Genomic DNA, 26,949 nt, shown 5'->3' with positions numbered 1-26,949 from the left:
TTTATTAGTGGAGGTGAAAAATCATAAACTTGCTATATTATCCACGCAGCTTGAAAAAATTCCCGTTCGCAAAGCATAGCGTAACGGTAAGTTGAATGAACTAAAGCGTTATTAGTGGCGTAGTTATCCACCAAAGTTTCTAATTGTTGTGTGAGTGGTTGAAAATCCGTACCACTGTAGGTGATAATCCAATCTGCATAGTGATGATTAGGAATACCATTACAAGCTAACCGTTCTCCTAAAAAGGCATACAGCCGCATACAGGGTGACATCGCCGCCGCAGTTATCCCAACATCGCTACTCCAAGCTGTGGCTAATAAAAAATCTGTATAACGCCGGGTAGCTGCGCCTGGTTCTACTGAGCGCAAATCAACTCCCCACTTGGCTGCATAACCTTGATGTAGTTGTAACTCTGCTAAAACTCCACTAACTAAGTGGTGAAATATGGTAAATCCTTTCCAGTCTGGTGCTTTAGCTGCGGCGATGCTATAAGCACGGGCGAAAGCTTCTAAAAAGAAAGCATCTTGTCCTACATAGTAAGCAAATTTGGTTGGTTCAAGACTACCATCAGCGATACCTTGCACGAAAGGATGCTCTAGACAAGCTTGCCCTAAATCTTGATTAGCTACCCACAATTCATTGGATAAAGTCATTAGTCTGGAGCTTGTAGCCAAAAATTCTTAAATTGATCGTAGCTGACTATCAAGCTATATAGCTCTACATCCTTGATCTTTTGTAGTTAAAGTGATTACTTGCTTATATAGTAAAGGAGGCAGAAAGCTTGCCTGCCTCTATATCAACTGCTTCAGCAGTTCAGTAATATTTCCATAGTAATTTTTACAAGTATTTATCTCACTTCACAATGTATACGCAACACTGTTTTAACTTTTGTTGATCAGATTATTTTCTATAAACAAAACTAGTAAAGACGTGATATCGCTACGCCTATACTAGTTTAAGAATATAAATGTTCCTCACGCTGGCGTTCGGAACTCTGGAAGATCTAGACACACTTAGTTAAGTTGAACCAAGGCGATCGCATCTGGCGGTAAAATATGCAATTGTTGTCATAGTTTGACATATCTGTATAATTCTGCCCTTGTGTGCTTAAAATATACAAAAATGCCACTCACTATGTAACTTGTTTTTTAGTCAACTACCTTAATCACAGCAGTTGCTACTTTTTGAGAAGCTGCACCAAAGCGCCCCTACAAATCGGGAAAACCGCCCAACATATTAAATCACCGCTATGGGTTTACACTCTGTCAATCATAGCTGCCAGTAATCTTGGATTTAGTCGAGCAAGACTCATGGACAATTAAAAATTAAAAACCAGAAAGTTGATTTTTAATTTTTAATTTCTCCTTGCTAGTCTTAATTGGTTGTTTGTGCTGCTAACATCTGCTTGAGCTTTTCTAGTTCCGATGCCCAACGGGGATCTGGACGAATTGCATCTGAGTCAGTTGATGTGCTACTTTCGCGCCCACCACTGCTGCGTTTAGACTTCTTAGAGCCTTTGTCACGACGATTGCTTTCTTTATTGCTGCTAGGAGTAGGATTGCTATGTGCAGCAGCTTTAGGCGCTTGCTCTTCGCCTTCATCACCCTTGGTGCGGGGCAATGCTTTTTCTAGCTTAATTGGGGTATCTTTGAACATCTGACCATTATATTTTTCAATAATTTGATCAGCTTGTTCGTCATTGTTGACGGTTAAGAACCCAAAACCACGACATTTACCAGTTTTCCGGTCTTTAATTAGTTTTGTGGTAACAGCATCGCCTTCTGCCGCAAAAACTGCTTGCAGGTCTTGACGATCTATTTCTTCTTTTGGCAAATTGCCTATATATAGGCGAACGGACATGACTATACCTCCAGAGTTTAATGAACGTAGCAAGGCAAGAGAACAATCACTTGGTTTTGGCTCTTAATTAAATAGATGCTTTTGATTAAATTTGCCATCAACCAATTTTTTTGACTCCAAACTGTCAACTTATACAATACAGTTTTTCGTTTGGATAAAGCTTGTATATTACAAAAGCGCATACAACGCTCAGTTAATACCACCTTAATTCTAAAATTTGTAAATTTATTAGCCTACTGTCTGCCACAGTAAACATTTTTTTGATGTCCTTGCCCGCAGAATTCAACACCATTCCCTACATTATCACGGTATCTTCTACGTAGCTAGTTCAGAACACACATTTCCGATTATATGGCGAATCAATAGTAACATAAAATACATTTTCTTCTCAAGAAGGGATATTTGAAACAAAAACCAGCCAATGGCTGGTCTAGCTGCTGTGTTGGGAGGATAAAAAGATGGATTGGCGTAAGCAGTTACTAAGCTAGGATGCTTAAGTTATGCTAGTTGCTTAGAATATTGTTAATAAATGTAACACTTGTAAAGAAATGTTGCAACATCATCCAGAGTCCATAGTCAACAGTCAAGAATTTTCTTTTGGCTTTTTAACTCTTCAACTATTGACCATTGACTAACCTAGAAGAAAAATGTAAGCGCCCCAAGCCTGTGCGGCTATGGCCAAAATGGTAGACCAAATCGGGTGAGGACTATAAAGGGTGGTGCCAGTTTGAGTTTGTACAGATTGAATATCTATCCAAGGTGTTGCGCCACGGCGGAACCAGCCGATGACCGTAACTTGCCGTCCGATCAAATCTGGAAGATGGACTTTCTGCCCCAAGCATAGCCAAGGAACGTGGTGTAATTTCACCAAACCATTGCTGGACTGTAAGATAAAGTCTTGTGCTAAAGAGTTTGCTGTGCCAGGGCGACCTAACAATTGGCCGACCAAACAGACACTAGTACTATCTATAGGGATGGCAGATGGATTAGCTAACAGGTTAGGTAAACTTTCATTAGCTTGGTAATTAGCAGTTTTGAGATTTGGAAAAAAAGCATTCATGCGAATTACTAAACCAATGCTAAAACCAATCAGTAGGCAACCACTGACAAAATTCCAATCTTCATAAATCCATTTCAAGTTCAAAAATTTGAGGCTGAAAGCAGTTTGCCAACTCAACCAAATTAACCCTGCAAATCCAAAACCTATGGGAATACCTAAAAAAGGCGCGATTTGCAGCAAGAATGATTGACGTGTAGTTTTAATAAACTGTTCGTTGGCCAGATGGAGTTCAGTTTCTATGTGCCAGTGACGAGCTATTTGACACAGCCATTGAATACGCTGACCCATTAACGGATGGCTATTATTAATTGCCATCCAGTGACGATAGGGATTGATATGATCCCACATCAAGGCTGATTCAAAGGGAATATGACCAGCAATACTACCCAAAGATAGACTTTGTTGATAGCTGATCGGCATAAGGAGATTTAGACTTTCTAGCTGACAATTGGTGTGTTGTACTTGTTGAATATCATGGGCAATGCCGATCGCAATTTTCAAGAAAGCCCGAATTAAAGCGTTAGGATTACCAGTAATTTCGGCAGCTAGGCGATCGCTATAATAATGCCGCGAGCGCGATAACCATAAAGCTGTCCCGGTAAATAAACACCAAATTCCATAAGTCAGACTAGAGAATATGTTAAACGGCCACTGCCCAAAACCAGGCGAGATATTGTTTCCCCACTGAGAAATTTGCTGATATAAACGATAAATAGGCAAAGTCAGCAGCAATACCAATGACATCACTAAATAATCACCGTGGGCAATGTGTCCCAACTGGGCAGCATAGATAGTGGCAATTTCATCATCTGCCAGTTGATTTAATAGCCCTTGACTGACGACAATCCGCGCATTACGGGGTAAATTGCCGTAGGTTAAAGCTATAGGTGTATTGATGGGTAAAATTCGCAGATGAGGTAACTGCCAGCGTTTTTGCTGACAGTAACGCTGGAGAACTCTGGCTGTTTCTCGACTGCGGCTGTGCAAGATATCTTTTGATAGGGGTTGCTGACTACAAAACCGAGTTAGTAACCAATCTAATAGCCAAGGGGAAAGGGCGATCGCACTCACCAAAATACCAATTACCACCAGCTTGGGGTCGCGGTAGAAAAACGGCAATGGTGCCAAATACGGTAACTTGTCTAAAATTACATTCACCGATACCATTGCTACCTTCAAGAGAAACTCCATCACCCAAAACAAAGCAACGATGGTGAAGAGTGCCTGTAAGCGCAAAGGTAGTAATTTTGGTTTACGTAGAGGTTGCCATACCTTGGCGCGTTTTGCTTGTCGCCAGTAAATATTTAGCCGTTGAGTCGGTGTATATCCATCTAACTCTGTAAACCGATTTTGTGATGCTACTGGCGTTTCTATGAAAGTATTTTGATAATGACTTGGCTGTGCCGGTTTTTCTAGCACAGACTGTTGTATGCGTCCTGATACCACAGTCGATGAGTTACCAGAATTTGTCGTTTCTTTTGATGTTTGTGGAGATACTTTTTTTGTTTTTTTACGTTTTGTTAAATGTGTTAAAGCGCGTTCTGCCCACTCTTGGACTTGGGGATTTTGGCTATCTCTGAGAGTTTGACATAGGGCGATCGCCTTGCGGGCTTCGCCAGTGCGGGCATAGGCCATAACTAACCCAACACGAGCTTGTAAGCTAGTAGTGCTATTGCCTTTACTACTAGCAACAGGCTCTAGTTGAGCGATCGCTGTTTGATAATCTCCCTGCTTGAGGGCAGTTAAACCAGCCTCCAAAGATGATTCAGAATATGAAGGCATAGAAATTCTGGCACTCCAATCTCTGCTAACTGACAGAATAAGGTAAAAGTAAAAATTTAAAAGGCAAAAGTAAAGAAGAACAAAATCGCTCACCAGTACCTAGACTGCTGCGCCTCGCGTTTTAGATATAAGATTTTCTTTTTACTTTTCACTTTTAGCTTTTGACTTTTGATCCACGGTAATATAACAACGCGACCCCGCGATGCCGTGGACATCAACTATACCCGATAAGTAGAATTCAGGAGTCAGAATTCAAGAGTCAGGAGTCAAAATTCAGGATTTGTACTGAATTCTGGATTCCAGATTCTGGATGCTTCTTCAAGATTCCACTGATGATTGACCATAAAGTACCGGGGCGATCGCGCTTAATTTTAAATTTGGATGGTCTTCTAGTAACTGATGGCAATTCCATTCATTGCGGAATAGCAGCACTGGCCGATCCATACTGTCTTTGACTGTGGTGGTGTTAAATAAACGTCCCACCTTGTTCAAAGCTTCCCAACCACCTTCTACCCAACGGGCGACGCTGTAGGGTAATAAATCGAGAATTGTTTCTACACCATACTCATTTTGTAGGCGAAACTGCACCACTTCAAATTGCAACTGACCCACCGCAGCCAAAATTGGGTCGCGTTTGGCTTCATCAGTTGAGTACATAATTTGCACAGCACCTTCTTCGCGCAATTCCGAAATACCTTTTTGAAATTGCTTAAACTTTGAGGGGTTGGGGTTTCTGAGGGTAGCAAAGAGTTCTGGTGAAAAATACGGAATCCCCTCATATTCCAACTTCTGCCCTGTGTAAATGGTATCGCCGATCGCAAAAACGCCAGGATTGTTTAACCCGATGACATCACCTGGATATGCTATGTCAATCGATTCCCGTTCTTGGGCAAAGAGTTTTTGCGGACGAGATAAACGCACAACTTTGCCTGTGCGGGCATGATTGACTGTCATATCTTTTTCAAATCTGCCAGTGCAGACCCGGACAAAAGCAATGCGATCGCGGTGTTTTGGATCCATATTGGCTTGCAATTTGAACACAAAACCGGAAAATTCCGGGTAAGTGGGGGGAACTTCACCAACGCTACTGTTATGAACACCTGGTTTTAAAGCACAGTCAAGGAAAGACTTGAGGAATAACTCTACACCAAAGTTGGTCATAGCGCTACCAAAGAACACTGGAGTCATTTTGCCTTGATGCACTAATTCCAAATCTAGTTCCGGGCCGACTCCCTCTAAAAGTTCCAGATCATTTTTGAGTTGGTAGTACAAGTCTGCTTCTAGGAGTTGTTCAATTGTGGCATCACCCAAGTCAACAACAGTATCCAAAGCTTCTTTACTACCGTGGGCGCTACGTTCAAACAAGTGAATTTGTTGTTGTTGACGATCAAAAACACCCTTAAAGCGATCGCCCATCCCAATCGGCCAATTCACGGCGTAAGTCTGCAACCCTAGTTCCTGTTCAATTTCATCTAACAGTTCTAAAGGTTCTCTACCCGGACGGTCGAGTTTATTTACAAAGGTGAAAATTGGCAAACCCCGCAATTTGCATACTTCAAATAATTTCCGGGTTTGGGGTTCCAAACCTTTAGCCGCATCAATTAACATCACCGCATTATCGGCTGCGGCGAGAGTACGGTAAGTATCTTCACTAAAATCTTGGTGTCCGGGAGTGTCTAATAAATTAATCTGACAGTTACGGTATGCAAACTGTAAAACGGTTGAGGTAATGGAAATTCCCCGTTGTTGTTCCATCGCCATCCAGTCTGAGGTAGCCTTGCGCTGCGCCCGCCGCGCTTTTACCGCACCGGCTTCGTGAATCGCACCTCCGTACAGCAGGAGTTTTTCTGTGAGTGTTGTTTTACCCGCGTCAGGGTGAGAAATAATCGCAAAGTTGCGTCGCAGTTCTACTGCTTGGTGAAGTTCTGACTGAAGTTCAGTTGACATAATTGACCTAAATGTATAGCTTACCTTGTTACTTTACTTAACTTAATTTTTCTCTACTTTAGTAAGTCTTTTAATCTTAAAACAACGAGGCTCGTGATAGGTTCAACATAGTGATAAGTGCTGAGTCACCGAACTTTGCTCAACGCGGGGAACCCGAGCACGCAAGTTCTCGCTGAGTGCTGAGTAAAAAATGTTATACCGTTTCACGAAAAAAATGATCCAAGTTTATGGGTTTTTCATTCTTTCCCCCTGCGCCCTGCGCCCTGCCCCCTGCGGTTTATTTGTATCAAACTTAAAGTGAAATGGTATTAGTCCCTAGCCTCTAAAAGGAGAGAAGTATGTACGACCCAGATAAGCGCAAGATTTTATCTGCCTTGTGTCATGGAGCGATTTTTTTCAGTACGACTTTTGTGTCAGTTGGCATACCGATCGCTATGCTATTCATTGCTAATGATCCGGTAGTGCTAGAAAATGCCAAAGAATCCATTAATTTTCACTTTAATGTTTGGATTTATGGAATCATTATTACAGCATTGATTTGGATAACTTTAGGTTTGTTATTTCCCTTAATTGGTATCGGCTATTTGCTGCATTGGGGATTAACAATTTGGGCGATCGCTAAAGTGCTAACCAATCCAGATCAGCCATTCCGCTATCCCTTCATTTTCCGCGTCCTATAGCATAATCATGGTAATAGCTAATAAAAGCTTGAACATTTTTAACAAAAAACATCTCTTTTCTTCTCTGCGCCTCAGCCTCTCTGCGTGAGAATTAAAAATAAATATCTTTTTGCCAAAACTGTTAGCTAGATGAAGTAGCAACCTAGTTGTAGAATACAAAATTGCCCCACAGCTTCATCAAGAGTAGGGCAAAGGACAGTTAAGCACTGTATTGTAGTTTGTCTGACAGTAGTAGAGTTTTTCTCTACTTTTGTGCCGCTTTGACTTGTGTCCATTACATCGTTTCCTTGACAAAAAATTATGTTTCCCATACAACGTCCCCGTCGTTTGCGTAGCCATCCCCAACTGCGCCGGATGGTACGTGAAACCATCCTCACCACCAACGATTTAATTTACCCACTGTTTGCTGTCCCAGGCGAAGGCATAGCCAAGGAAGTTAAATCCATGCCTGGAGTCTACCAACTCTCGGTGGACAAAATAGTGGAAGAAGCCAAAGAAGTTTACGACTTAGGCATTCCCGCCATTATTTTATTTGGCATTCCTGAAGATAAAGATGTTGATGCTACTGGTGCTTGGCACGATTGCGGAATTGTCCAAAAAGCTGCCACTGCGGTAAAAACGGCAGTCCCAGATTTGATTGTGATTGCTGACACTTGCTTGTGTGAATACACCAGTCATGGTCACTGCGGTTACTTGCAAGTGGGTGATTTAACAGGCAGAGTACTCAACGACCCCACCCTGGAATTACTCAAGAAAACGGCAGTTTCTCAAGCCAACGCTGGTGCAGATATTATTGCCCCTTCTGGGATGATGGATGGTTTTGTCCAGGCAATTCGGGCGGGATTAGATGCAGCAGGATTTCAAGATACCCCCATTTTGTCGTATGCTGCTAAGTATGCTTCCGCTTACTATGGGCCTTTCCGGGATGCAGCCGACTCCACACCCCAATTTGGTGACAGAAGAACTTACCAAATGGATCCAGGCAATAGTCGGGAAGCTATCAAAGAAATTGAATTAGATATTGCCGAAGGTGCGGATATGCTCATGGTCAAGCCTGCTTTGGCTTACATGGATATTATCTGGCGGGTGAAGGAAGCGAGTAACTTACCTGTGGCAGCTTACAACGTTTCCGGTGAATACTCCATGATTAAAGCTGCGGCTTTAAATGGCTGGATTGACGAAGAGCGTGTAGTTATGGAAACTTTAACTGGCTTTAAACGTGCTGGTGCAGATTTGATTTTGACTTATCATGCCAAAGATGCTGCAAGATGGTTGCGGTAAGTGCTTTTTTGTGGAAATCTCACGCACAAAGATTGTCTGTGAAGAATGGGTGCAAGGGTTTTGAACACCTACACCCTTTCCCAAACCCTTGATTTTTCGTTTCTGGAGTTAGTCCTAAAAGTATTTCTTTGTGTTTTGGTGTTTGAGCGTTAGATGATTATGATAAATCTGGGAAATAACGACTGAGAAAATCTTGCGGTGTCAAAATTGGAATTTCGTTAAATGCTACCAATACTAATAAATCTAAATCCCCAGTAATAATTGCTTCCGCATTCGCCGCAACAGCGGTAGCCAAAACAAAATTATCTTTTGGGTCACGCAATTGAGGAACATCTACAGAAATTGTGGGAGAATTATTAGATAAACTCTTAACTACGGACATCAACTCTTCTACTGTATAACCTCTCTGTTGTAGTCGGTGTTGAAATTTATCACGTCTTAAAGTTGTTTCTAGCTCTAATAATAAAGACTCAGAAATAAAGCTATTAATTTGCTGATTTCTGGCTAAACGCAAAGTTTTAGCAGGAACACCTCCCCACAATAAAGCTGAAATCCAAACGTTAACATCAAGGATAACTCTCATGGGTTCGACCATAACTCTTGTCTGACATCCTTGACAATTTCGCTAATTTCTTCGACCGTGGGTTGATTAGGATCAGGTTCTAAGTCTTCTAAGTCTTGCAGAAATTTATCTAAATTTACATTAGGCTGAGTAATTTTTTTCAACACAATTTCATCTTCTGTCACTGAAACTGCATATTCTGTCAAAGGTTGGAGTTGTATCAAAACTTCTTGAGGCATTTCTAGCTTTCCTTCAGATGTAACTTTAGCCACAATATTTGTATTCATAGTTTAATTTTTCCACTTTGATAAATTTTAGCCTTGATTAAGATTGCCTTGCCTGCCGCTAAAAATAGCCATGTCATTCACCAGAATGAAAATTAAGCAACCGCTTATATCAACAAAGATTAAACTCTATTAGAAGAATTCAACAATCGCCCAGATCAGTATCATCTGGGTGGTATAAAAAAATTATCAATATACTTTTAAGCAATTGCTCACAGCAAGCATAGCAAAACAGGTTATGAAATTTAACTATTTATTAACACCTGCACTAATTGGAGTTTCAGTTGCTATTGTGCAACCACAAATGGCTGTCGCGCTTTCTTCAACCGAAGTCAGCAAAATTGCTAAAGCCATGACGGTGTTGATTGAAAATCCAAATGGTTCTGGTTCTGGGGTAATTATTCGCCGCGAAGGTGAGACTTACACTGTATTAACAGCTAAACACGTTATCGACAACCCAGATAAATATGCAGTTGTCACGCCTGACGATCGCCGTTATGAGTTAAAGTACAACACGGTGAAAAAGCTATCGGGGATAGATTTAGCTATTGGGCAGTTTACCAGTAATAAAACTTATCCTGTGGCCAAAATCGGCAACTCTGATGATATCAGCGAAGGTGCAACATCTTATGTTGCGGGGTTCCCTCAACCCAGTGCGGCAATTTCTATCTCAATTTACAATTTCATTGAAGGGCGAATCACTGCCAATGCTTCTAAAGCGCTGCGTGATGGTTATGCCTTAGTTTACAATAACGACACTCTACCGGGAATGAGTGGCGGCCCAGTACTCAATGATAAAGGCGAATTAGTAGGTATTCACGGTAGAGGCGACACCGCCGAGAACTACCAAATTTCTGATAAAAATCCCGATGTAATTATTAAAACTGGTTTTAATTTAGGCATTCCCATCAATACTTTTTTACGCACCTTACCTAAAGGTGCGGTAGGTGCTGTCAGTCAACCTACTCCTACAACACCCAAGGCGGATGACTTTTATATTCAAGGTGGGGATAAGTATAAAAAAGGTGATTACAAAGGAGCAATTGAAGCTTACGACCAAGCAATTCGCATCAATCCCAAATATTCTTATGCTTACAATGACAGGGGAAATGCGCGTTATTATTTAGGTGATAAACAAGGCGCATTAAAAGATTACAACCAAGCCTTAAAAATTAATCCTGAATATGCCTTTGCCTATTATAATCGCGGCAATATTCTCTATGATTTTGATGATAAGCGGGGGGCGTTGGCTGATTATAATCAAGCCTTGAAACTTAATCCTAATTATTCTTCTGCCTATAATAATCGGGGTAACTCTCACTATGCTTTAGGTGATAAACAGAGGGCGCTGGCTGATTATAACTTAGCAATTAAAACTGATCCTGGTAATTCGGAAGCTTATTACAATCGGGGAAATACTCGCGCTAGTTTAGGAGATAAGCAAGGGGCAATAACTGATTATAATCAAGCGATTAAGATTAACCCTAATTATGTTTTTGCCTACAATAACCGGGGAAATATACGTTATGATTTGGGTGATTATCAAGGAGCGATCGCAGATTACACCCAAGCTGTTAAAATCAATCCCAATCATTCCTCCGCTTACAACGGTAGGGGTAATGCTCGTTATTACTTGGGCGATAAACAAGGCGCAACTGCTGATTACACCTTAGCCTTGAAAGCAAATCCTAATAATGCCGAAGCTTATTATAATCGCGGCAATGCTCGCTCTGATTTGAAAGATTCCTCAGCAGCGATCGCCGATTACAACCAAGCAATTAAACTTAATCCTAACTATTCTGCTGCTTACAACGGTAGAGGTAATGCCTTTTATTATTTAGGTGAAAAGCAAAAGGCACTTGCAGATTATAGCCAAGCCATCAAAAGCGATACTAATAATTCTGAAGCTTACTATAACCGAGGCAATGTTTACTTTGATTTAGGTAATAAAAAAGGAGCGATCGCTGACTATACCCAAGCGATTAAAATTAATCCTAATTATGCCTATGCTTACAATAATCGCGGTAATGCTAAGTATGATGTCAATGATTTGCAAGGAGCCTTAGCTGATTACAATCAAGCCTTAAAGCTTCTGGCTAATTATGCCTATGCTTACTACAATCGAGCTAATGTTTACAAAAATCTGGGAGACTTAGAAGGAGCGATCGCCGATTATAATCAAGCAATTATCAACAACTCCAACTATGCCCAAGCCTATCAAAATCGTGGTCTGGCTCGTTATGATTTAGGCGAACAGCAAGGGGGTATTACTGATTTAGAAATGGCAGCTAATTTGTATAAAGAACAAGGAAACGCAGCAGCTTATCAACAAACCTTAGAAGCAATTAGAAAACGTCAACGTTAGCAAGTAAAAAATAATGAGCATTATCCTAAATTGCTTTTAAATTGTGAATTATTACGAGTTATTTCACATTAACCCTCGAAATTATGACAACTTTACCTGAGTAAATACTAAGTGTTGGAAAATTACCAAAAAATATCAGCAACAATCAACCACTATCATCCGTCAATCCACTTACTCAGAAAACACTCCTCCTAGAACTGTCTAGCAACAATCAGGCAGTGATTTTCTCATGTTTTGAGGTATAACGTGATGAAATCGAATATTAAGTTATTTCCCATAATCAACAGCACCAGCAATTTTCCCAAAGGTGTTGTTTTTACCCTAGCTTTAACCAGCTTGCTATCTTTGGGACAGGGATTTATCGGTAATTATGCAGCTGAAGCTGCGCCGCGTGGCGAACCGATACAACTTTCGCAACGCTTACCTGATCACTTTCGTAATCGCTCTAATGGATTACCGCGAAGAATTGCCAACATCATAATTAATGATGCGGCTCGGCGTGGTAGAGTAACGAGTAATCAAGTGAGAATTACTCAAGTCCGTTCTCAAACTTTTGCTAATCCTTGTATTTTTAATTTTGGTGAGGTTTGTACAAGAGAATATAACCCCATCAAAGGTTGGGAAGTAATTGTTACAGTTCAAAATCAGTATTTTACTTACCACGTTGATGAATCAGGTTCTCGGATTGTTTTAGATCCAAAAACTACAGATTCAGGTTCAGACAACAGTTATCAATTACCCAGAGCGATCGCCGATAGAATTTTAAGAGATGCGGCTCGGCGTTCTGGCGAAAATGTGAATGATTTAAGAATTACCCAAGCGACCCGCAAAACCTTTGGTAATGCTTGTGAATTTAATTTTGGTGAAGTTTGTACACAACAATATGATCCTATTCAAGGTTGGGAAGTAATAGTCAGAGTTGAGGGAAGGTCTTGGATTTACCACAGCAATGAATCTGGTTCCCAAATCGTTTTAGATCCACAAATCAACGATTCAGGTTCAGAAAACAGTGGACAACTACCAAGAGCGATCGCCGATAGAATTTTACGAGACGCGGCTCGTCGTTCTGGGGAAGATGTGAATGATTTAAGAATTACTCAAGCTGAACGCAAAACCTTTGGTAATACTTGTGAGTTTAACTTTGGCGAAGTTTGTACTAGGGAATATAACCCCATTCGCGGCTGGGAAGTGATTGTGCGAGTGCGTCGTCAGACTTGGACTTATCACGTTGATGAATCTGGTTCTCGGATTGTGTTAGATCCGCAAATTAGCGATTCAGGTTCAGAAAACAGTGGACAACTACCAAGAGCGAGCGCCGATAGAATTTTACGAGATGCGGCGCGTCGTTCTGGGGAAGATGTGAATGATTTAAGAATTAGCGAAAGTACTCGCAAAACCTTTAGTAATCGTTGTGTCTTCAACTTTGGCGAAATCTGCACAGAAGAATATAACCCAATTGAAGGCTGGGAAGTGATTGTGCGAGTGCGTCGCCAGACTTGGACTTATCACGTTGATGAATCTGCTTCTCGGATTGTTTTAGACCCGGATATTGGACGCTAGTACCGCTACGCGGAAGTCAAAAGTCAAAAGTCAAAAAGCTTATATTACAAGCTTTTCACTAACTTGAAATGGTATCTTTAATTTCCGCCGCGTTGTACTAGCTTGGTGAAGCTGGCGACTAATCACAACAAAATCTCCGACTGGTTTGCACGGTCGGGGATTTGAGCATCTCGATTGTTTCAATGCAAATAGGATTGCTATATTGGCATTTGAGCAATTTGAATAGTATATAATGATGGATTGTGTCGAATCGTCAAATTTAAACCCAGCCAATGCCTAAACTAAAAACCCGTAAAGCAGCAGCAAAACGGTTCCGCGCTACTGGTAGCGGTAAAATCGTCCGCCGCAAAGCTTTCAAAAACCACTTGTTAGAACACAAAACCACTAACAAAAAGCGTAAATTCTCCAAAATGGCAATTGTCAACGAGCGTGACGAAGAAAACGTACGCTTGATGCTGCCTTATTTGTAATGTAAATCTTTTAGGAATTAAAACATGACACGGGTAAAACGCGGTAACGTAGCTCGCAAACGCCGCAATAAAATTCTCAAGTTAGCTAAAGGTTTTCGTGGTTCTCACTCAACGCTGTTTAGAACCGCTAATCAGCAAGTAATGAAAGCGCTACGCAGTGCTTACCGCGATCGCAAAAAACGCAAACGCGATTTTCGCCGTCTGTGGATCACTCGGATTAACGCTGCTGCTAGACAACATGGTTTAAGCTATAGCCAGTTGATTGGTAACTTGAAAAAAGCCGAGATCCAACTCAACCGTAAAATGTTGGCACAATTAGCAGTCTTAGATCCTACCAGCTTCAGCAAAGTTGCTGAATTGGCAAGCCAAGCTAAAAAATAAAGGTGGTAACGGATGAATAACCTTTGAAGGATAAAGTATGAAGTATGAAGGCTGAAACTTACCCCAAACATCAATCAAGGGGTTGGCAAAAACTTAGCTCGTTGCTCAGACAATTGGTGACGCAACAAGTCTGTTTTTCATCCTTTATCCTTTATCCTTTATCCTTGAATCGGTTATATCGGGTATTATCCACCGCCATTTTAGGGATTTTCTGCTGTTTATTTTTAGTCACAGGATTACCTGCATCTGCCGCAGAAATGCCAGAAATTCAGCGGCGGGGCTATTTTACAATTGCTGTTAAAGATAATCTGCCTCCCTTGGGATTTAGAGATGGTAATGGTAATATCCAAGGTTTAGAAATTGATTTGGCGCAACGTTTAGCCACAGATTTACTAGGCAAAGCCGAGGCTGTGAAATTGCAACCTGTAGCGAATCGCGATCGCTTATCGGTAGTCTTAAAGCAGAAGGTTGATTTAACAATTGCCAGAGTCACAGCTACTGAGTCACGCTCTCGGTTAGTAAATTTCAGTGTGCCTTATTACTTGGATGGCACTTACTTAATTACAAAAGATAACACCGTCAAAGAACTGCGGGATTTAGCCAAGCATAAAATAGCCGTACTCAATCACTCTGATGCGATCGCTCAAGTGCGTTATTATGTCCCCAATGCGGAGTTAGTAGGAGTAAATTCTTACCAGGAAGGACGAGAGCAGCTAGAAAATAACGCAGCCACAGCCTTTGCAGCCGATGCAAGTGTCCTCAGCGGTTGGATACAACAATATCCGCAATATAGGCTATTACCCACCAAGCTATCGACTGAACCCTTATCTGTAGTTATGCCCAAGGGCTTGCAATACGACGAACTGCGACGTAATGTAAATGAAGCGATCGCTCGTTACACAGTCGAAGGTTGGCTGAAGCAACGCGCTCAATATTGGGGATTACCTTAAAAAGGCAAAATGCAAAAGTTAAAAGTTAAAAGAGATGTGTACTTTTGCCTTTTAACTTTTAACTTTTAACTTCTCTACGGTTGATAATAGATAGAGAAAGTAGTTTTAATATTTGTCTTGACAGGCGATGGATAATAATCTAGCTGTTGTTTACCTCTCGATTGTAGTAGCAATTTTGGCGTTTGCGGTTGTGAGTGTTTTCCGCCAAATTCTCAAAACTCGGAAATTAGAAGGCTCATTCGCAAAACTGCGAAAAAAATTGGAGAAAGAAAAAGGTACAACTCAGGAATATTACGAGTTAGCCTGTATTTATTCTGAGAAAAAATTGTACACTCAGGCGATCGCCCTATTTCAAAAAGCTCTCAAAGCAGCCGAAGAAGAAGGCGAAGAAGCAATTGCTCCTATTTACAATGGGCTAGGATATACTTACTTTGCTCAAGAACAATATGATTTGGCAATTCGTCAATACAAAGAAGCTCTGAAAAATAAACCAGATTATGTGGTGGCATTAAATAATATTGGTCATGCCTATGAACGAAAAAAATTAAATGCTCAGGCGCTACAAAGTTACGAAGAAGTACTTAAATTCGCTCCTAATAATTCTACTGCAAAACGTCGTGCAGAATCTCTACGACGCTTGGTTTCTGCTTAATTAATAACTGTGCTTTTCTGAATAAAAAACTCAAAAACCAGGTTTGTTGAGAAAACCTGGTTTTTTATATAACTATGTATAAATTAATTAATTTATTACACATATATACTTGCAAATTTCCAACTTTTTAAAGAAATTAGGAATCTATCTCCTGACTATTTAGCTTTGAATTTGAAAAATATAATATTACTCACCATAAATTTATCGGTTTTTTAATTCGTATTGAGAATGAAATAATTATAAGTTCTTGTTTGGCTCATTACGAATGTTTAAAAGATTCCGGTTTCCTTGGTTAGCCATTACTATAATTATCTGCCTGGCACTATTTTTTGGTTTTATTGGCAAACTATCTGCTCAACAATCGCAGATTTCCCATCCGTTAACCCCATTAACAGAATCAGAAATTACCACATCTGTGGGGGTTATTAAAAAGCAAAAAACTTTAAGCGATATGGCGGTATTTTCTATTATTGCTTTACAAGAACCAGATAAAAAAGAAGTTTTAAATTTTACACTAAATAAAGAATTTCAGCGCCAATCTTTTGTAGTAGTATATGAGCGATCGCAAAACAAAACCTATCAAGGTATCGTTGACGTAAAAAAACAGTCTCTCAGTTCTTGGAAAGAAATTCCTAATGCTCAACCAGCTTTGAACTATTCTGAATGTAACTTAACATCTCAAGCGATTAAAGCTGATGAACGATGGCAAAAAGCCATGCAAAGACGGGGAATCAAAGATTTTGATGATGTTAAAGTTAGTTGTTGGGCCCCTGGAATTTTAAGCAAACAAGAAGAAACAAAAGGCGATCGCCTAGCGCGTGGATTATCTTATTATCGAGGCGATCGCTGGAATTATTACAGTAGTCCGATTGAAGGTGTACTCGCAACTGTAAATTTAAATACAGGTAAAGTTGTTAGTTTTATAGATAGAGGCATCGTACCATTCTCTAAAGAAAACTGGAACTATGATCTTAAATCTTTAGGTAAATTACTAACACCGCCAAAACCATTAAGAATTTTTCAGCCTTATGGTAGAACCTTCCAAATTAATGGCAACGAAATTAGTTGGCAAGGTTGGAAATTTCGCTATTTAATGCACCCTCGTGATGGGTTGGTGTTGTATTTAGTAAATTACCAAGATGGACAAAATATTCGACCAGTTTTATATCGTGGCAGTCTATCAGAAATGGTAGTACCTTATGGCGATCCTGATCCTACTTGGTCATTCCGTAATGCTTTTGATGTTGGTGAATATAACTTTGGTGTGTTAGCTAATGCGCTGGAATTAGGCAAAGACATTCCCACCAACGGAGTTTTACTAGATGCTATATTTGCCAACGAACAAGGCGAACCTGTGACAATGCCAAGAGTTGTGGGGATTTATGAGCGTGATAATGGCATTCTCTGGAAACATTATGGATATGATACTCAGCGCAATGATGTGCGACGCAATCGTGAATTAGTTGTCACTATCACTGCAACAGTTGACAATTACGATTACAGCCTGAATTGGATTTTTCACCAAGACGGCACTTTAGAAGTACAAAATGAGTTATCGGGAATTGTCTTAGCACAAGGAACAGCTTTAGAGAAAGAGTCCTTTGATAATTCTTCTGGACGACTAGTAGCTAAAAATATTTTTGGCGTAAATCATCAGCACTTTTTTAATTACCGCCTAGATATGGATGTAGATGGACAGGCAAATTCTGTTATGGAGATGAATGTTAATTCTGTGCCAATAAGTGATAAAAATCCTCTAGGAAATGCGATCGCAGTAGAAGACACACCATTAACAAAAGAAAAAACTGCTGTACGCGATATTGATACAAAGCATAGCCGAGAATGGATGATTACTAGCACAGATAAAAAGAATTCTCTCGGTGTGGGAACTGCATATATGCTAATGCCAACTGGAAACACAATATTTTTCCCCACAAAAGGTGCAGAAATTCGGAAACGAGCCGAATTTGCTACCCATCACTTCTGGGTAACAAAATATAAATCAGATGAACTTTATGCAGGTGGCAATTATCCTAACCAAGGTCAACCAAAACAAGGTTTACCACAATATATTGCTGACGATGAATCTTTAAGCAATGAAGATATCGTAGTCTGGTACACAATGGGAATGACACACGTACCTCGTCCTGAAGATTGGCCTGTGATGCCTGTTCATCGTGTTGGGTTTAAGTTAGTTCCACGCGGTTTCTTTAGCCTTAATCCTGTCATCAATTTGCCTGAGTAATTATCAGATCCCCGACTTCTTGAAGAAGTCGGGGATCTGGTTTTTTAATTTATGATTGCTCTATCTGTAGAGAAATATTAAGAATAACATTTCAAAATTCATGAATAAATATTAAATAACCGCTTTATCTTGTTATCAACATTTGCAGAAGACTAAGAATTATTTCGTAAAACAATATATATGTTGTTTAACTTAAAAGCTGAACGCCTATCATCAACAAGGTTTCAGCGATCACCAGACAAATTAACTAGTAAATAGTCCTATTTATTCAACGCTACAAGTTTTGGGACAATCAAAGACTAATAATTTCGCAATCATAGTCCACCTCTGATTCACCTCACAAGGGAGAACGCCTGATGAAATTGGCTTACTGGATGTACGCAGGCCCAGCCCACATTGGCACTTTACGAATCGCAAGTTCGTTTAAAAACGTTCATGCGATTATGCACGCCCCACTCGGCGATGATTATTTTAACGTCATGCGTTCTATGCTCTCACGGGAGCGAGATTTTACCCCAGTAACAACTAGTGTTGTAGATCGCAACGTTTTAGCGCGTGGTTCTCAAGAAAAGGTGGTTGACAACATTACTCGCAAAGATGCGGAAGAACACCCCGATTTAATTGTGTTAACTCCCACCTGCACTTCTAGCATTCTCCAAGAAGATTTGCACAACTTTGTAGAACGGGCGCGGATTGAAGCTAAAGGCGATGTCCTTTTGGCCGATGTGAACCATTATCGCGCCAACGAACTGCAAGCAGCCGATCGCACTCTCCATCAAATCGTTCAATACTATATTGAAAAAGTCCGCAAAAAAGGCGAACTATCTACAACCAAAACCGAAAAGCCATCAGTTAACATCATCGGTATTTCTACCCTTGGTTTTCACAACAACCATGACTGCACCGAACTGAAAAAACTCATGGGTGATTTGGGAATTGAAGTTAACTCCGTCATTCCCGAAGGCGCTTCTGTTCACGAATTAAAAAATCTGCCGAAAGCTTGGTTTAACTTAGTTCCTTACCGGGAACTTGGTTTAATGACGGCTAATTACCTACAAGCAGAATTCGGCACACCTTGCGTAGATATTACACCAATGGGTGTGGTAGAAACTGCTCGTTGTATCCGCAAGATTCAGCAGGTAATTAACGAACAAGGTGCAAATGTTAACTACGAAGAATATATCAACGAACAAACCTTGCACGTTTCTCAAGCTGCTTGGTTCTCCCGTTCCATCGACTGTCAGAATTTGACTGGTAAGAAAGCTGTGGTATTTGGCGACAACACCCACGCCGCAGCCCTTACCAAAATTTTGTCACGGGAAATGGGGATTCATGTAGTTTGGGCAGGAACTTACTGCAAATATGATGCTGATTGGTTCCGCGAACAAGTCAGCGAATATTGCGACGAAGTGCTGATTACTGATGATCATGGCGCAATTGGGGATGCGATCGCCCGTGTCGAACCCTCAGCCATCTTCGGTACGCAAATGGAACGCCACGTTGGTAAACGCTTAGATATTCCTTGCGGTGTAATTGCTGCACCAATTCACGTCCAAAACTTCCCCATTGGTTACAAACCATTTTTGGGTTACGAAGGTACAAATCAAATCACAGATTTAATCTACAATTCCTTCACTTTAGGAATGGAAGACCATCTATTAGAAATATTTGGTGGACACGATACTAAGGAAGTAATTACTAAAGGTATTTCTGCCGAATCTGATTTGAATTGGACAAAAGATGGTTTAGCAGAATTGAACAAAATACCTGGATTTGTCCGCGGTAAAGTGAAGCGAAATACTGAGAAATTTGCGCGCGATCGCGGTTTCAAAGATATTAATGCTGAGGTGCTATACGCTGCTAAAGAAGCTGTAGGAGCTTAGTTTAGGACTAATAGACTTTACTTAAAGGATGTTTTTGATTGAACATCCTTTTTCTTTAATAAAATTCAGTGTATAAAATACCCATAGAGACATGCAGTTAGCTCAAAAATTTATAAGAATTGCTGTAATATATTAAATGTTAAATTTATTTAATATAAGTTGAGCTATTTTTCTGTTGTATTCTTTTGGATCTTTGTCCGCAATTGCTTTAATTTTATCAATTGCATAGTTTGGTAGATTCATTACAGCTAAAGTTTTTAAAGTATACTGACGAACCTGCGGTGCAGAATTAGATAGGTTATCTAGTAAATAAGGAATTGATATTTCGCATTTTTTTTGAAAATTACTAGCAAGTTTATTTATTGCTGAAGCAGCAAGCCTTTTATTTTCATAAGAATTTGTACTAGATAAATACTGAATAAGATAATATATGGCTTCTTCTCTATTAGATTCTCCCAACTCAAATGGAGTCCAACTAGCCAGTTCATCCGAGTGGTGGTTTTCGCAAAAAAGTCTAGCAGCTTTTTTAAAATCTTCTATTGCGCTAGGTTTGTTATCTAATTTATGGTAGCTTTTACCTCGTAGATAATAGGCTTCAGCAAAATTAGGGTTAATCTGTAATGCTTGATCAAATTCTTCTATAGCTTGCGTATAATTCTGTAACTGCCAGTAAGCTTTTCCAAGCTGATAATATTTATTTGAATTCTTAGACTGTAGTAAAAAAGGTGAAATATCGTGGACTTGCAATGATGGAATTTGTTGATTTTTTTGATGTCGCCACTCCAGGAACTCAATAAAAAATAGTATTTCCTGATGTGCATCTTCAGAGAGAAAATCTATTTTTTCTAAAATCTTTTGTTTGATAAAACTCATAGTTTTTAATACCGTTTTTGTTTACCTAGTATAACTTAGATAATTCATTATGAAAGATGTTATTCGACATTAATTTGACATTCTACAGAATACTCATACTTCTCAAAGTTCTTGCTATGATGTATTGGAACATCTACAGCATTAGAAAAATATCCCATCATGTCCAATCAGACAAACTTAACTGATGCTTGTAATAATCTAGCCGAACTCTGCGATCAAGTAGTTGCAGATAGAGATGTAGTAATTATTAATCGCCAAGCAGGTGAAAGTGTAGCTTTAATTGCTGTTGATGAACTCAACAGTTTACTAGAAACATCTTATCTACTCCGCTCACCTAAAAATGCAGCACGGCTATTCACTGCTTTAGAAAGAGCAAAAGCTAGAATATTAAAACCTCAAAGTATTAACGAACTGCGTCAGGAGTTGGGTATTGGCGAAGAAGAAGAATGAAACCCAACCTCAAGAAAATAAAGCCAGAGATGCTGTTTTCCATCCAGAATTTCGAGAAGACCTTGTTTATTGGATTGAAACAAACCGGAAAACTGCGCTTCGTGCTTTTGATTTGATTGAATCGATTATGCGAGATCCTTTTTCAGGAATTGGTAAACCTGAACCATTAAAATACTTAGATTCAGATGCGTGGTCACGACGACTTACTCAAGAACATCGTATTGTTTATTTAGTAAGTGATGACCGGATTGATTTTCTCCAAGCTCGATATCACTACTAAGTATTAAAGGAATCTGTAAAACTAGTTTGTCAGTTTTGGAAGCTTATATATATCTCTTAATTTACTTTCAGCTATTTTTATTACATTTTCCCTAAGAGGAGTATTTTATAGCAAGCTATTGCTATCCTCTATACCTTGACATAGCAAGGATTTTACGATAAACACGAAGGCTATTATAAATCGTTTATGTACGAATACTTATAAATAAAATTTAACTCTCACTAATTATTACAATACAAGCTTATTAGTTGAGCGATCCCGCAAGCTAAAATCGCTTACCTACTGATTCACCGTTGTATTTCCAGCAACGAGGTATAAAAAATAGTCAAAAAAACATAGTAGTTGCTGATCAAAAAAATCGGGATAGGCATGATAAGGTTTAAATCCAACCCATTCTGTTCGCGCTTCTCATCATGCATCTACACTATTTAGAACCAAAACACCTTGAAGAATTAGTCAAGGACAGTAGTATAGATTTACACCTAGCGCAAATAAATTTTAAATCTTTTCAAGGTGCGATCGCCTACGAATATCTGTTAATTTCCTCACTTCTTCCCCGCACTAACACAGGCATGGTAAAAAGCGGCTGGTTGCAGCGTTACAGCCACATCACCGCTGGCGGTTGGTGGTGTGGTGGACTAGATCCGCTAAATAATTGGCAAGCAATGGAATGGGGATGCTTTAAGCCAAACCAACCGCGCATCAAGGATAATGGCAAAGCAATTAAATATGAACATCCTCCCAGCACACCCACCAGGGTATTTTGTTTGCGGGTAACGCTGGAAATATGGCAAGAAACTGCACAGCGTTACAATCTCAACTTACCTGCGAACATCAGCGTTGATGCTAACGGTGAAGCCGTCGGTTTTTGGCAATGGGTGATAGAACAGAACATACCCGTGATTATCTGCGAAGGTGCAAAAAAGGCGGCTGCACTGTTATCGCAGGGGTATGCTGCGATCGCAATTCCGGGAATTACTAGCGGATATAGAGTTGTCAAAGATGGATTTGGTAAAGTTACCAGTCGTCAGCTAATTCCTGACTTAGGTTTGTTTGCGACTGCAAAACGCAGTATATATATATGTTTTGATTTTGAAACTCAACCTAAGACTATAGCAGCAGTGAATAATGCGATCGCTCAACTTGGTTGCTTATTCCAAGAAAAAAATTGCTTAGTCAAAGTTATCGAACTACCAGGGCCAGAAAAAGGTGTTGATGAATTAATCGTTGCTAAAAATAGTCACGCCTTCGATAAAGTTTATCGCCAAAGTGTTGATTTAGAAATTTATCTAGCACACACCAAGCCACATACAGAACTAACCATTCCATCTGCACTGACTATTAATCGTCCTTACTTAGGTGAGGTAGCTTTTCCGAACTCAGGATTAGTAGGAGTGAAATCAGCCAAAGGTACAGGTAAAACTACAGCCTTACAAAATATTGTCAAACAAGCCAAAATCAAAAATCAGCCTGTCTTATTAATTACCCATAGAATCCAACTAGGAAAATTTTTATGTGACAAAGTTGGTATTCAATGGGGATTAAATACTAATAATTTACTTTCTTACTTTGAAAATCAAATTACTGAATCGCTGGGTTTATGTATTGACTCTATTTGGAAAATAAACTCCGATAATTGGCAAGGTGGCATTATCATCTTAGATGAAGTAGAGCAATTATTATGGCATTTGTTAAATAGTGATACTTGTAAAAACAAACGCGTCAAAATTTTAAAAAATTTCCAGAAATTAATCAGCACAGTTTTGAAAACTGGCGGTTTAGTAATTGCCCAAGATGCTGATTTATCAGATGTATCATTAGAATATTTACAAGGGTTATCAGGAATCAAAATAACACCGTGGATACTTGTAAATCAATGGCAACCAGAACGCAGTTGGGATATAACTTTTTATGATTCGCCTAACCCAACGCCTTTAATTCATCAATTAGAATTAGATTTACTTGCAGGACGTAAATGTTATGTCACGACTGATAGTCGGTCTGGAAGATATAGCTGCGAAACTATTGAAAACTATCTCAAAGAACGTTTAGAAAAATTACGCTACCAATTTCCTAAAAGCTTAGTCATTAGTAGCAGAACTACCAACACACCTGATCATCCAGCAGTTGAATTTGTCGGTACTATTAATCAAAAAATTGCAGATTACGACACTATTTTTGTCACTCCCAGTTTAGGCACTGGTATTAGTATAGATGTGCAACATTTTGATAGAGTTTATGGCATTTTTCAAGGCGTAATTCCTGACTCAGAAGCACGACAAGCATTAGCTAGAGTTAGAGATAATGTACCTCGAATTGTTTGGTGTGCAAAAAGAGGAATTGGTTTAATTGGTAGTGGTAGCACAAACTATCGTTTGCTATCTGATTGGTATCAAGCCAATCAAAAAGAAAATTTAGCGTTACTTAGCCCTCTGCATAAAATAGATGTAGATTTACCTTTAGTATATGACCCAATTCATCTACGTACTTGGGCTAAATTATCTGCGAGAGTTAATGCTTCTATTCGCCTTTACCGTCAATCTATGCAAGATGGTTTGACAACTGACGGACATCAAATTTGGCTGCGGAGTAATGCAGTTCACAATAATATTATTCGAGATTTACGTTTAGCATTTTTAGCAACTGACTCTAATGATTTAGCAACACGCAAGAGATTAATTTTGGAAATTGTGAAAGTCCAAAGAGATTGGACAGATAAGCGTCAAAAAGCTAAAGATATTAAACGCCAAATGCAGGAAATTAAACAAAAAAATCAATTATTGAGTGCCAAAGTTATTGCAGAAACGCAAGATATTGATTACCTAGAATATCAACAACTAACATCTAAAAATTCTCTTACAGATTTAGAGCGTAATCAAATACATAAATATACCCTCAAACAAAAATACGGCGTAGAGGTTACACCTTTACTAAAAATACGAGATGATCAAGGCTATTATTCCCAACTGTTGCTTCACTATTATTTAACCCACGAAAGTGATTATTTTCATGTTAGAGATCAGCATGAATGGCAACAGCAATTGCAGTGGGGTGAAGGAAAAGTTTTTCTACCAGACATCAAAACTTATACTTGCAAAGTTGAAGCAATGAAAGCTCTAGGCATATTAGAGTTTCTTGACCCATCCCGAAATTTTACAGAAAATGATGCTGATTTACTCTGGTTACAAGATGTTGTTTATCAACACAGTAAACATATCAAACGGGTTTTAGGAATTGACTTATTTAGGGAAGAAGAAACAACTTCACCAATTAAAATACTTGCTAAATTACTCAAGTTATTAGGATTAAAGTTGAAACTAGTTAAAGAAGGTTATCAATTAGACCCTGAAACTTTCTACGATGGCAGGGAAAAAATATTTGTGATTTGGTATAAACGAGATGAATTGATGTTAGCTGATTTGAAAGGTAGGCAACTAGAAATACAGGATTTTTCGACTTGGAAGTTTGAGCCTGTGAAGCAGCAATCTGTATTAGCAAGCTTATCCATGAAATGAATTACAGCATTCTGGATTGAGAATGACTGTTTGTGTCTGGATAATAGTAGATATTACGTTGACAATTACTTAGAAAGTAGTATAAACAGTAAATTACTACATCACATATCTTGCATCTAGTTCCGACGAATAGAATTCGCGGCTATAAAAACGAAGTCCGCCTGCGCGGACTAACATAAAATCAAAGCTTTTGTCTGTGTAGCCGCGACTTCAGTCGCTTGGTGCAAGATGTGAACATAACTTGGAGAGCATAATGTCTAAACATAATCCTAAATTTCATACTGTTAGAGAAAACGGAACAATTATTTTATGCTCTAATCATTTAGGCAAGGTTGTAGAAGTTCATTTAAACAAAGAAAAACGACGTTTTTATGGGATTAGAGAAGATGGTTCTGTAATAGAAGATGAAGGTGATTGTGGCAATGATTTTGCTCAACCAGTGATGCTTTATAAAATATACTATTCCTTTGAAAAAGATAATTGGGGAGTAGGATATCGAATTAAAGACGGAAAAGAAAACGAGTGGAGAGATGGTTTTAATACAGCTAGAGAAGCTTGGCTATATAGAGAAGCTTTAATTGCTAGTGGGATAGCTAAAAGGTAAATTTTGGCGAACAGTATACTGAAGCTATGGTTTTGAGTTTTCACTATATTTAAAGTCAACGATTTTGTGTTTCTTTAATTAAAATATCTAAAAAAGTTAGATAAAGCGAGTATTATGACTCAATGCGATGACTGCATTTTGACCACCGAAACCAAAGCTAAAACATAAGATATTTTGAATTAATTTTTCTTGTGCAGTCATTACAAAATTTAAATCAAACTCTGGTGTTTGCAAGCCAACACATGGGGGTAAAACTTGTTGCTGCAATGCTTTTAAAGAAAAAGCAATTCCTAACGCTCCTGAAGCTCCTAGAGTATGGCCTGTAGCACCTTTAGTAGAACTAACTGCTACTTTTGCAGGAAATAACTTTTGTATGACTTTACTTTCAATTTGGTCGTTTAATTTTGTAGCAGTACCATGAGCATGAATATAATCTATATCCTTTGGTGTGAGATGACTGCGTTCTAGACATTGTTTAATAGCAGCGATCGCACTTTTGCCGTTTGGTTCTGGCTGGTTGGTATGATAAGCATCGGCGGTAAAACTAAAGCCCAAAATTTCACCATAAACTCTAGCTTGGCGTTGCTTGGCTAACTCTGCTGACTCTAAAACCAATACTGCACCACCTTCACCCAACACTAACCCTTCTCGCTGTACATCAAAAGGATAAGCACCAGTCTTAGCTAAAGCATTCATCTGCTGAAAGCCACAAATAGTTAGAGGTGTGATTGGTGCTTCTACAGCCCCAGCAATTACTCGTTCACATTGCCCAGTTTGAATTAAAAAAGCTGCTTGAGCAATAGCCCAAATTCCTGTAGCACAAGCCGCCATTGGTGCAGAAACTATTCCAGTTGCCCCAATTTGCCTAGCCGCTGCGATCGCATTTCTATGGGGTAAGATATCTAACCAATCTTCTAATGCGTAATTGCTATCTTTGCCATTCATTCGCCTAGCCAGCGATTCCCAAGCTCCTTGATAGCCGCGACTCGATCCAATCACTACTGCACAATCAGGTAGAGGGGGAGACAAACCAGCATCTTTTAACGCAGAAGTCACAACCAGTTCGGTAAGCCTTTTTAATTCAGATGGTTGTTTACCTATCAAGCCAAGGGGAACTGCTTCAAGTTCTGGAAATGGTTGCTGTAATTTAATTCCTGTTTTACCTGCTAACAAATTTTGCCAGCTATTCTCTAAATCTTCGCCTAAAGCGGAGACTAAACCAATACCAGTGACAACAACCTTAACCAATTTTGTGAGTTAGAAGC

At 39.4% G+C, this 26,949-nt stretch carries 22 protein-coding genes; 14 read left to right on the top strand and 8 right to left on the bottom strand.

The annotated features are described in order from the left end of the window. Nucleotides 1-32 precede the first annotated feature (32 nt). The 4 genes from AC504W_RS02620 to prfC form a co-directional block, all read right to left on the bottom strand. A complete protein-coding gene (locus tag AC504W_RS02620) occupies nt 33-653 on the bottom strand; it encodes a TenA family protein (protein ID WP_494876089.1) in 621 nt (206 codons plus the stop codon). Nucleotides 654-1,374: 721 nt separating this feature from the next. Next, on the bottom strand, nt 1,375-1,860 hold the full coding sequence (locus AC504W_RS02615; protein WP_096584168.1) for an RNA recognition motif domain-containing protein: 486 nt from the start codon (nt 1,858-1,860) through the stop codon (nt 1,375-1,377). Nucleotides 1,861-2,491: 631 nt separating this feature from the next. Then, nucleotides 2,492-4,702: a M48 family metalloprotease gene (locus tag AC504W_RS02610; protein ID WP_494876088.1), complete on the bottom strand. Its 2,211-nt coding sequence runs from the start codon at nt 4,700-4,702 to the stop codon at nt 2,492-2,494. A 318-nt stretch (nt 4,703-5,020) separates the two neighbouring features. Further along, nucleotides 5,021-6,649, bottom strand: coding sequence for a peptide chain release factor 3 (gene prfC / locus AC504W_RS02605; RefSeq protein WP_103126926.1), 1,629 nt, complete (start codon nt 6,647-6,649; stop codon nt 5,021-5,023). Nucleotides 6,650-6,987: 338 nt separating this feature from the next. Between prfC and AC504W_RS02600 the strand changes: the two genes are divergently transcribed. After that, nucleotides 6,988-7,329 (top strand): DUF4870 domain-containing protein, encoded by a 342-nt coding sequence (locus AC504W_RS02600; RefSeq protein WP_494876087.1) that lies wholly within the window; start codon nt 6,988-6,990, stop codon nt 7,327-7,329. A 300-nt stretch (nt 7,330-7,629) separates the two neighbouring features. Next, complete coding sequence (gene hemB, locus AC504W_RS02595; RefSeq protein WP_494876085.1) at nt 7,630-8,610, top strand: porphobilinogen synthase; 981 nt, start codon at nt 7,630-7,632, stop codon at nt 8,608-8,610. Nucleotides 8,611-8,767: 157 nt separating this feature from the next. Here the strand turns inward: hemB and AC504W_RS02590 are convergent, their stop codons facing one another. Both AC504W_RS02590 and AC504W_RS02585 read right to left on the bottom strand, forming a co-directional pair. Then, nucleotides 8,768-9,193 carry a putative toxin-antitoxin system toxin component, PIN family gene (locus tag AC504W_RS02590; RefSeq protein ID WP_494876084.1) on the bottom strand — a complete coding sequence of 142 codons (426 nt, stop codon included), beginning with the start codon at nt 9,191-9,193 and terminating at the stop codon, nt 8,768-8,770. Further along, a complete protein-coding gene (locus AC504W_RS02585) occupies nt 9,190-9,459 on the bottom strand; it encodes a hypothetical protein (protein ID WP_494876083.1) in 270 nt (89 codons plus the stop codon). The genes AC504W_RS02590 and AC504W_RS02585 overlap by 4 nt, the downstream gene beginning before the upstream one ends. 235 nt (nt 9,460-9,694) lie before the next feature. Here AC504W_RS02585 and AC504W_RS02580 point away from each other — a divergent pair, with 235 nt between their 5' ends. The 8 genes from AC504W_RS02580 (at nt 9,695) to bchB (ending at nt 19,962) form a co-directional block, all read left to right on the top strand. Further along, the gene (locus AC504W_RS02580; RefSeq protein WP_494876081.1) at nt 9,695-11,821 is read left to right on the top strand and encodes a tetratricopeptide repeat protein; all 2,127 of its coding nucleotides are present in this window, start codon (nt 9,695-9,697) and stop codon (nt 11,819-11,821) included. A gap of 249 nt (nt 11,822-12,070) precedes the next feature. Continuing rightward, the gene (locus AC504W_RS02575; RefSeq protein WP_494876080.1) at nt 12,071-13,381 is read left to right on the top strand and encodes a hypothetical protein; all 1,311 of its coding nucleotides are present in this window, start codon (nt 12,071-12,073) and stop codon (nt 13,379-13,381) included. 272 nt (nt 13,382-13,653) lie between these two features. Continuing rightward, nucleotides 13,654-13,851, top strand: a complete 198-nt coding sequence (gene rpmI, locus AC504W_RS02570; RefSeq protein WP_062289269.1) for a 50S ribosomal protein L35 — start codon at nt 13,654-13,656, stop codon at nt 13,849-13,851. A 24-nt stretch (nt 13,852-13,875) separates the two neighbouring features. Next, entirely contained in the window at nt 13,876-14,232 is a 357-nt protein-coding gene (gene rplT / locus AC504W_RS02565; protein ID WP_096584198.1) for a 50S ribosomal protein L20, read from the top strand. 44 nt (nt 14,233-14,276) lie between these two features. After that, nucleotides 14,277-15,182, top strand: coding sequence for a transporter substrate-binding domain-containing protein (locus tag AC504W_RS02560; protein ID WP_494876079.1), 906 nt, complete (start codon nt 14,277-14,279; stop codon nt 15,180-15,182). Between the two features lie 127 nt (nt 15,183-15,309). Beyond that, nucleotides 15,310-15,834 carry a tetratricopeptide repeat protein gene (locus AC504W_RS02555; RefSeq protein ID WP_494876078.1) on the top strand — a complete coding sequence of 175 codons (525 nt, stop codon included), beginning with the start codon at nt 15,310-15,312 and terminating at the stop codon, nt 15,832-15,834. A gap of 265 nt (nt 15,835-16,099) precedes the next feature. After that, nucleotides 16,100-18,079, top strand: a complete 1,980-nt coding sequence (locus AC504W_RS02550) for a primary-amine oxidase (protein WP_494876077.1) — start codon at nt 16,100-16,102, stop codon at nt 18,077-18,079. A gap of 356 nt (nt 18,080-18,435) precedes the next feature. Next, nucleotides 18,436-19,962 carry a ferredoxin:protochlorophyllide reductase (ATP-dependent) subunit B gene (gene bchB / locus AC504W_RS02545; protein WP_494876076.1) on the top strand — a complete coding sequence of 509 codons (1,527 nt, stop codon included), beginning with the start codon at nt 18,436-18,438 and terminating at the stop codon, nt 19,960-19,962. A gap of 132 nt (nt 19,963-20,094) precedes the next feature. Here the strand turns inward: bchB and AC504W_RS02540 are convergent, their stop codons facing one another. Next, complete coding sequence (locus AC504W_RS02540; RefSeq protein ID WP_494876075.1) at nt 20,095-20,835, bottom strand: tetratricopeptide repeat protein; 741 nt, start codon at nt 20,833-20,835, stop codon at nt 20,095-20,097. A 159-nt stretch (nt 20,836-20,994) separates the two neighbouring features. On the opposite strand from AC504W_RS02540, the gene AC504W_RS02535 reads away from it, so the two are divergent. From AC504W_RS02535 to AC504W_RS02520, 4 genes are all read left to right on the top strand, one after another. Beyond that, nucleotides 20,995-21,285, top strand: coding sequence for a type II toxin-antitoxin system Phd/YefM family antitoxin (locus AC504W_RS02535; protein WP_494876074.1), 291 nt, complete (start codon nt 20,995-20,997; stop codon nt 21,283-21,285). Then, complete coding sequence (locus tag AC504W_RS02530) at nt 21,266-21,565, top strand: Txe/YoeB family addiction module toxin (RefSeq protein WP_494876073.1); 300 nt, start codon at nt 21,266-21,268, stop codon at nt 21,563-21,565. The genes AC504W_RS02535 and AC504W_RS02530 overlap by 20 nt, the downstream gene beginning before the upstream one ends. 413 nt (nt 21,566-21,978) lie before the next feature. Beyond that, nucleotides 21,979-25,080 (top strand): plasmid replication protein, CyRepA1 family, encoded by a 3,102-nt coding sequence (locus tag AC504W_RS02525; protein WP_494876072.1) that lies wholly within the window; start codon nt 21,979-21,981, stop codon nt 25,078-25,080. A 253-nt stretch (nt 25,081-25,333) separates the two neighbouring features. Beyond that, nucleotides 25,334-25,684: a hypothetical protein gene (locus AC504W_RS02520; RefSeq protein ID WP_494876071.1), complete on the top strand. Its 351-nt coding sequence runs from the start codon at nt 25,334-25,336 to the stop codon at nt 25,682-25,684. A gap of 96 nt (nt 25,685-25,780) precedes the next feature. Here AC504W_RS02520 and AC504W_RS02515 read toward each other — a convergent pair whose 3' ends face one another. Continuing rightward, nucleotides 25,781-26,932, bottom strand: coding sequence for a beta-ketoacyl-ACP synthase (locus AC504W_RS02515; protein WP_494876070.1), 1,152 nt, complete (start codon nt 26,930-26,932; stop codon nt 25,781-25,783). Nucleotides 26,933-26,949 lie beyond the last annotated feature (17 nt).

The sequence above is a fragment of the Nostoc sp. C96 genome (assembly GCF_059384975.1).
This window is presented reverse-complemented; position numbering and strand designations above follow the sequence as displayed.

What these genes read in the sequence shown, in the direction of transcription:
- AC504W_RS02615 (WP_096584168.1), bottom strand. Translation starts at nt 1,860, where the DNA reads ATGTCCGTTCGCCTATATATAGGCAATTTGCCAAAAGAAGAAATAGAT.
- AC504W_RS02520 (WP_494876071.1), top strand. Translation starts at nt 25,334, where the DNA reads ATGTCTAAACATAATCCTAAATTTCATACTGTTAGAGAAAACGGAACA.
- AC504W_RS02575 (WP_494876080.1), top strand. Translation starts at nt 12,071, where the DNA reads ATGAAATCGAATATTAAGTTATTTCCCATAATCAACAGCACCAGCAAT.
- AC504W_RS02560 (WP_494876079.1), top strand. Translation starts at nt 14,277, where the DNA reads ATGAAGGCTGAAACTTACCCCAAACATCAATCAAGGGGTTGGCAAAAA.
- AC504W_RS02535 (WP_494876074.1), top strand. Translation starts at nt 20,995, where the DNA reads ATGTCCAATCAGACAAACTTAACTGATGCTTGTAATAATCTAGCCGAA.
- hemB (WP_494876085.1), top strand. Translation starts at nt 7,630, where the DNA reads ATGTTTCCCATACAACGTCCCCGTCGTTTGCGTAGCCATCCCCAACTG.
- AC504W_RS02525 (WP_494876072.1), top strand. Translation starts at nt 21,979, where the DNA reads ATGCATCTACACTATTTAGAACCAAAACACCTTGAAGAATTAGTCAAG.
- AC504W_RS02610 (WP_494876088.1), bottom strand. Translation starts at nt 4,702, where the DNA reads ATGCCTTCATATTCTGAATCATCTTTGGAGGCTGGTTTAACTGCCCTC.
- AC504W_RS02555 (WP_494876078.1), top strand. Translation starts at nt 15,310, where the DNA reads ATGGATAATAATCTAGCTGTTGTTTACCTCTCGATTGTAGTAGCAATT.
- AC504W_RS02550 (WP_494876077.1), top strand. Translation starts at nt 16,100, where the DNA reads ATGTTTAAAAGATTCCGGTTTCCTTGGTTAGCCATTACTATAATTATC.
- AC504W_RS02590 (WP_494876084.1), bottom strand. Translation starts at nt 9,193, where the DNA reads ATGAGAGTTATCCTTGATGTTAACGTTTGGATTTCAGCTTTATTGTGG.
- AC504W_RS02580 (WP_494876081.1), top strand. Translation starts at nt 9,695, where the DNA reads ATGAAATTTAACTATTTATTAACACCTGCACTAATTGGAGTTTCAGTT.
- bchB (WP_494876076.1), top strand. Translation starts at nt 18,436, where the DNA reads ATGAAATTGGCTTACTGGATGTACGCAGGCCCAGCCCACATTGGCACT.
- AC504W_RS02540 (WP_494876075.1), bottom strand. Translation starts at nt 20,835, where the DNA reads ATGAGTTTTATCAAACAAAAGATTTTAGAAAAAATAGATTTTCTCTCT.
- rpmI (WP_062289269.1), top strand. Translation starts at nt 13,654, where the DNA reads ATGCCTAAACTAAAAACCCGTAAAGCAGCAGCAAAACGGTTCCGCGCT.
- prfC (WP_103126926.1), bottom strand. Translation starts at nt 6,649, where the DNA reads ATGTCAACTGAACTTCAGTCAGAACTTCACCAAGCAGTAGAACTGCGA.
- AC504W_RS02585 (WP_494876083.1), bottom strand. Translation starts at nt 9,459, where the DNA reads ATGAATACAAATATTGTGGCTAAAGTTACATCTGAAGGAAAGCTAGAA.
- AC504W_RS02620 (WP_494876089.1), bottom strand. Translation starts at nt 653, where the DNA reads ATGACTTTATCCAATGAATTGTGGGTAGCTAATCAAGATTTAGGGCAA.
- rplT (WP_096584198.1), top strand. Translation starts at nt 13,876, where the DNA reads ATGACACGGGTAAAACGCGGTAACGTAGCTCGCAAACGCCGCAATAAA.
- AC504W_RS02600 (WP_494876087.1), top strand. Translation starts at nt 6,988, where the DNA reads ATGTACGACCCAGATAAGCGCAAGATTTTATCTGCCTTGTGTCATGGA.